Origin of the sequence: Aggregatilinea sp. (assembly GCF_036822615.1) — a bacterium.
Lineage (GTDB): Bacteria > Chloroflexota > Anaerolineae > Aggregatilineales > Aggregatilineaceae > Aggregatilinea.
The window spans coordinates 1-6,084 of record NZ_DAISHJ010000187.1 but is presented as its reverse complement, the minus strand read 5'-3'; the positions used below and the strand labels follow the sequence as shown (position 1 = coordinate 6,084).

Below are 6,084 nucleotides of genomic sequence, written 5' to 3'. Positions count from 1 at the left end.
GGTGGTTCACTATGGAATGGACTGTCTGCGATACGTGCGGGAGTAAGACCGCCTCCCCACGCCTGGAGAGGTGGAGGCAGTACATCAACCTCGAAGAGCGGTTACTGAAAGATATTTGCCCCGAATGCTTGCGTCGAGCGTCTGAGCACGCCGCTTCAGATGGCGGGAGTGAGGAGTGAGATGCCATCTACGGTCTTCGTCTTGCATTCGTCCGGGCCCAGTTACCGGCTGGTCACCGTGGGGGTGTGGGGCACGCTGGAGGGGGCGCAGCAGTACGCCCAGGACATGACGCCGGACTCGCTCGAATGGATTTACAGCAACATGGAATGGCATGCGAACATCATGGGTGGACGCTGGTGCATTCGCCAGGTCGCTTACGAGCCGAAGGACTGGAAAGAGGCGGCGGATTTGATTGATCGGAGCTTCACGTATTGAGCGAGGGGCGTGATGGGCGATCTGACCAAGCGACAAATTAATACCTTATTGTGGAGGCGACAGGTGGAAAAAAACGCGCGGGTTGCGGAACTCAAGGTCCTGGGCGCTTCTCCTACACACTCGTGGTCGCGGAAGATACGGGCAATGCGCGCAGCTCGCGTGCGACTATGGCTCACGGACCGTGGCAGTTGGGACAACTAACCGTGACCTGGGATGCCCCACAGCGCGCCCCACGAAGCCGATCGCGCCGGGATGATATCTACGACTTCATCTGTGCCTACGCGGACGAGAAAGACGGTCCGACGCCCAGCATCCGCGAAGTGGCAAAAGCGTTCGGGGTCTACTACTCGACCGCTTATCACCACGTCATGAAGCTGATCATCGATGGGCGGCTGCGCCAGGAAGATGGCAAGCTGATCGTCGTCGGGTCGGAGTGGATTGCCCCGGAGCGATAGATCTAATAGATAACATTGCCGACTGCACAGCCGCACCCGGATATGCTACGCTAAAGGTCAACTCCCCTACAACGCCCGGGCCCTCGCCGGTGGCCGGACCGCATAGACACTCCTTAACGTTTGTGGCACGGGGCAAGGGTGGGGATCGGTTCAATAAATTTTGCGGGCCCGGACAGCGCGCCAGAGCACACCGACCGGGCAGGTGCTGGCAGGGTAGAGACAGCCGCGCGCGGACAGGCGGCACCGGCGAGAGCAGAGAGCCGCGCTAACGTATCTGTTCTCGCAGTACCATCCCCCACCGGCTGATCACCGGTGGTTTGCAATGGAGCGAGGTCGCTGTACCTCGCCGTGTCATCCAGGCGACAGCGCGCCGGTGCGTGCTGTCGTTTTCGTTTTTAGGAGCCTCCATGCTGACCACCTTCATCCTCATCTACATGGCGATCCAGCTCCCGCTCGGGTGCTGATCGGCCATGTGCTGGCGTCTGCCAGCGAGGAGGCGCGCTAGTGGCGACCGGAACGCAGGACCAGCAGCACAAAAAGCTGACCCCAAAAGAGCAGCTTTTTGTCGTTTACTACTGCGATTCCTGGAATGCCACGAAAGCAGCGCGCCTGGCGGGATACAAGGACGGGCCCGGCCTTCGCGTGACCGCCTCCCGATTGCTAACAAAAGCTAACATCCAGGCGGCGATCAAGGCGCGCATCAGCGACATTGCGATGGAAAAGGATGAGGTCCTGGCCCGACTGGCCCAGCAGGCGCGCAACGAGGGCAGTCAATACCTGACCACACGTCGGGTGGTCGGGCACAGCTACGCGGTCGCGCTGGAGCTGCTGATCAGTCAGGGCGCCGTGCGTCAGGAGACCGATGCCAAGACTGGCGTAGTGACATATATCCTGGCCGTCACGGACGACCCCGACGATGCCTCGCCGGAACAGGCACGCATCCTGGCTCAGCTGCGCGATCACGGCCCGACCACTGAGGCCACCCTGCTAGATCGCTTTGGTGTGGATCTGGCGCCCGGCTTTGATGTGCAGGCTTGCATCGAAGAGGGGCGCGAGCACCTCATCAAAAAGCTGAAGTACGACAGCGAAGGGCGGCCCGAGGTGGAACTATACGATGCCCAGGCGGCGCTCGTGCAGATTGGTCGATATCACAAGCTGTTTACCGACAACGTCAACCACAGCGGCGAGGTCACCGGCGGGTTGACCGGCGACGATCTGGCCCGGCTGTGGCAGGACGCAAAGCAGGATCTCATCACCTGGAGGCAGGAACGCTTTGGCAGCCCTGGCGACCGCCCCAACCATTGACGCCGACCTGACCGAGTGGCAGGCCCGCGAGTGGGTACGTTGTTACGAAGACGAGGCGTACTTCATCGACATGTACGTGTTGATCTACGACGCGGTCGAGGCGGACTGGGTTCCGTTTAGGCTCTGGCCCGCGCAGCTCACAGTCCTGGATATCTTCGCCACCGGCGCAAACACCATCGCGTTGAAGGCGCGCCAGATCGGAATGACCTGGCTTGCCCTGGGGCACATCCTGCACCGCATGCTATTTCGCGCCGCGGCCACGGCGCTGCTGTTTTCCAAGCGAGACGACGAGGCCATCGAATTATTGGACTTCCGACTCAAGGGCATGTACAGCCGGCTGCCCGCGTTCCTCCAGTGCCGCGAGGTCGTGACCGACAGCGCGCACGAGTGGGAGCTATCGAACGGATCGCGCGCCAAAGCCTTCCCGACTACCGGCGGCGACTCGTACACGGCAAGCGTGGTGTTGTGCGACGAGTTCGACCTGGTCCCCAACCAGGACACGATCATGTCGCAGGTCAAACCCACCATCGCCAACGGTGGCCAGATGATTTTGCTCTCCCGCCCCGACAAAAACCGTCCGCAGTCGCTGTTCAAAAAGCTCTATAAGGCGGCGAAGGCCCGGCTCAACAACTGGACTGCCGTCTTTTTGCCGTGGTACGTGCACCCGGGCCGCGACCAGGCGTGGTACGAACGCGAGAAGGCGGACGTCCAGACGTCGACCGGGTCGCTCGACGACCTGCACGAACAGTACCCCACGACGGACGATGACGCGCTGTCGGCGCGCACGCTGGACAAACGCATCGCGCCCGCCTGGTTGGCGCAGTGTTACGCCCGGATGGACCCCCTGGTTGTCGTGGGGGAGGGGCACCAGGAGATTCCGGCAGGCGTGCCTGCTATTCCTACCTTGCACATCTACCGGCTGCCGGAGCCGGGACACCGGTATGTGATTGGCGCGGACCCGGCAGAAGGGCTGCCCGCCTCGAACGATTCGGCGCTGACGGTCCTGGACGCGCTGACCGGCGAGGAAGTCGCCATGCTGGCCGGGAAGTACGAGCCGAAGGCGGTGTTTCCGGGCCACATCGACCGGATCGGCCAGTTCTACAACCGGGCCGACGTGATGGTCGAGCGCAACAATCACGGCCACGCCGTCATTGCGTATCTCCAGTCGCGGTCCCCGCTGCGGGTCCTGCCAGGCTTCGACGAGCGCGAGGGCTGGCACAACACCCCGGCGGGTAAGGTGATGTTGTACGACGACGGGGCCGCGGCCTTCATGCACCAGGAGACCACGCTGCACAGCGAGCGGACCTTTTACCAGCTCGGCAGCATCGGGCGCTCGACGTTGGCCGCCCCCGAGGGCGAATTGGACGACCTGGCGGACAGCTACGTGCTGGCCATCGTAGGCAAGACGCGCAAGCGAGGGACGGTGTTCGGATGATCCAGTCACTCAGCAGGCGGCTGTTTCGACGCCGGTCGCAGCCGGACGGGCGCAAGCAGGCGGCTATGATGCTCTTTCCGTCTCTCGGTGGGGATCCCGCCTGGCACATGATCAACCTCGACAGCTACATCAACGAGGGGTTCAACCTCAACACGCTGATCTACTCCGCGTTGATGTGGAAGGCGCGCGCCATGTCGCTCGCGCCGCTGCGCGCCTACCTGGGCACGCCGGACGAGCGCCAGCTTGCGCCCCGCGATCACCCACTGTCGCAGCTGCTGGCGCGCCCGAACCCGTTCACTAGCCGGTCGGAGTTCATCCAGGCCATGACGGTCTATTGGAACCTGGGCGGCAACTGCTACATTGCCCTCAAACGGCCCAGTGCCGAGGCGCTGCCGGAGGCAATGTACCTGCTGCGCCCGGACCGCGTGTTCATCGTGCCGGACGATGAGATTGGCATCAAGGGTTTTCTGTTCGTGCCCGAGGGCAAGAGCAAGCGCGACGGCGTGCCCTTCCTGCCGCAGGACATGATGCACATCAAGTTCCCATCGCCGGGCGATCCGATGCACGGCCTCGGGTACGGCCTGTCGCCGCTGTCGCCGCTGGCGCGGTCCGGCGACGTCGACAACGCCATCACGCGCTACCTCAAAGTGTTCTTCGAACGCGGCGCCATGTTCCAGGGGCTGATCAAGTCCTCGCTACCGCTGAACGACGACGAGATGGCACGTATTCGCCGCCGGTGGCAGGAAATCTACGGCGGCGTGGACAACTGGGGCGAGGTCGGGGTGCTCGACCAGTCGGGCGAGTACCAGCGCGTGGCCAGCACGTTCGAAGAGATGGGCTTCGAGTCCCTCGACGAGCGCAACGAATCACGCATCCTCGGGCCGTTCGGCGTCGCGCCGATCCTCATCGGTGCCCGGGTCGGGCTCAAGCACGGCACCTACAGCAACTACGCGCAGGCGCGCCAGGCGACCTGGGAAGACACCCTGGTGCCCGAGCAGGCCCTGATCGCCGACGAGGGCCAGTATTACCTCGCGGCGCCGGACGGCGCATTCGTCGACTTCGACCGCTCCCAGGTCCCCGCCTTACGCCGTGACGTGACGGGGCTGGCCGAGGCGGCCTGGAAAATGTTCCAGATGGGCGTGCCTGCCAACGTGGCGCTGCAGACGGCGGGACTGCCCGCCCCCGCGCTCGCCACGGGGGATATCGGCTACGTGCCGCAGACGATGGTGCCAGTTGGTGGCGCCGACGCCCTCCCGGCGGCAACCCCGGCAGGCGACAACGCCGATGCGACGAGCGACGACCGGGCCGATAGCAAGCGCCGGGCCGGGGCGCGACACCTGAAGGCCTACGACCGTGACTCGATGGCGACCAAAATGGACCGGCTGGCGGTGGACTGGGAAGAGCGGTTCGGTGATACGGCGCGCGCGTGTTTCGACCAGGACCGGCGCGAGTGCCTGGCTCTGGTCCAGGAGGGCGCGAAGGCCGCGCGCCAGCGTAAGGCGTCACCGCGCTGGACGGAGATCGAGGGGGACATTCTCGACTACCTCAAAGAACAGGGGGCGACCAACTGGCGCGAGCAGTTCATCCCGCTGATGGAAGGCATCATGCAGGAATCCGGCGAGAACTGGGCCGGCGCGCTGGGCGTGCAGTTCGATATTCGCAACCTGCGGGCGGAGGCCTGGTTCGAGGATTACACCCTCGTGTTTGCCCAGGAGATCAACGACACCACGAAAAACGATGTCCAGGCCATCATCGCGCAGGCGATGAGCGAGGGCTGGACGGTCTCCGAGATGGAAGATCGCCTGGAGGATTTGTTCCAACAGTACATGGACGGCGACCTGACCGCGGCAGATTTCGAGTGGTTCGAGCAGCGCATGCCCCCGTACCGGCGCGAGATGATCGCCCGCACGGAAACGATGCGCAGCCTGGGCGTCGGCAATCACCAGCTGTTTGGGGAGTGGGGTGTCACCCAGCACGAGTGGAGCGCAACCGTTGATGGCCGAGAGCGTCCTAACCATCGAGACGCTAACGGCCAAGTCCGGGCTATCGACGAGCCGTTCGACGTGGGTGGCTACAAGATGGATCACCCGCTCGACGGCAGTCACGGGGCGCCCCTGAAGGAAATTGTCAATTGCCGGTGCTCCGAGCTGCCGGTGGTGGAGGACTGATCATGTACAACGTCATTCAATACCAGGGCGGGGAGTCGAAGACCATCTTCAGCGTACCGGACGTGGCCCTCGCGAAGCGACTCGCCGTCGAGCAGACGGTGAGCGGCGGTGTGTGCGGCCTCGCGCGGGACAGCGGATCGCCGTTCCTGTATGCGGTCGAAGGGCGCCTGGTCGAGGCCGCCGAGGCGATTCGTGCCCTGACGGCCCTGCAGGCCGATCTGCGCGTCACGCCCGCGCCGGAAGCGCCGGAGACGGACGTCGCGGACGACCAGCTGCCGCGCCTGCG

6 protein-coding genes are annotated in these 6,084 nt (G+C 64.1%); all 6 read left to right on the top strand.

Annotated features, from left to right (window positions below; all coding sequences use genetic code 11):
* The first annotated feature begins 180 nt into the window (after positions 1–180).
* Positions 181–435, top strand: coding sequence for a hypothetical protein (locus V7116_RS25060; RefSeq protein WP_324394736.1), 255 nt, complete (start codon positions 181–183; stop codon positions 433–435).
* Between the two features lie 188 nt (positions 436–623).
* Complete coding sequence (locus V7116_RS25055) at positions 624–890, top strand: hypothetical protein (RefSeq protein WP_324394735.1); 267 nt, start codon at positions 624–626, stop codon at positions 888–890.
* A gap of 504 nt (positions 891–1,394) precedes the next feature.
* Positions 1,395–2,195, top strand: a complete 801-nt coding sequence (locus V7116_RS25050) for a terminase small subunit (protein ID WP_324394734.1) — start codon at positions 1,395–1,397, stop codon at positions 2,193–2,195.
* On the top strand, positions 2,164–3,630 hold the full coding sequence (locus V7116_RS25045; protein ID WP_324394733.1) for a hypothetical protein: 1,467 nt from the start codon (positions 2,164–2,166) through the stop codon (positions 3,628–3,630). Before V7116_RS25050 ends, V7116_RS25045 begins: the two co-directional genes overlap by 32 nt.
* Complete coding sequence (locus tag V7116_RS25040; RefSeq protein WP_324394732.1) at positions 3,627–5,798, top strand: phage portal protein; 2,172 nt, start codon at positions 3,627–3,629, stop codon at positions 5,796–5,798. Before V7116_RS25045 ends, V7116_RS25040 begins: the two co-directional genes overlap by 4 nt.
* The coding region (locus tag V7116_RS25035) for a hypothetical protein (protein WP_324394731.1) at positions 5,762–6,084 on the top strand (323 nt) is incomplete at its 3' end. The genes V7116_RS25040 and V7116_RS25035, both read left to right, overlap by 37 nt.

Bases quoted from the DNA above. Each gene is read 5' to 3' on its own strand.
- V7116_RS25040 (WP_324394732.1), top strand. From the start codon at position 3,627: ATGATCCAGTCACTCAGCAGGCGGCTGTTTCGACGCCGGTCGCAGCCG.
- V7116_RS25060 (WP_324394736.1), top strand. From the start codon at position 181: ATGCCATCTACGGTCTTCGTCTTGCATTCGTCCGGGCCCAGTTACCGG.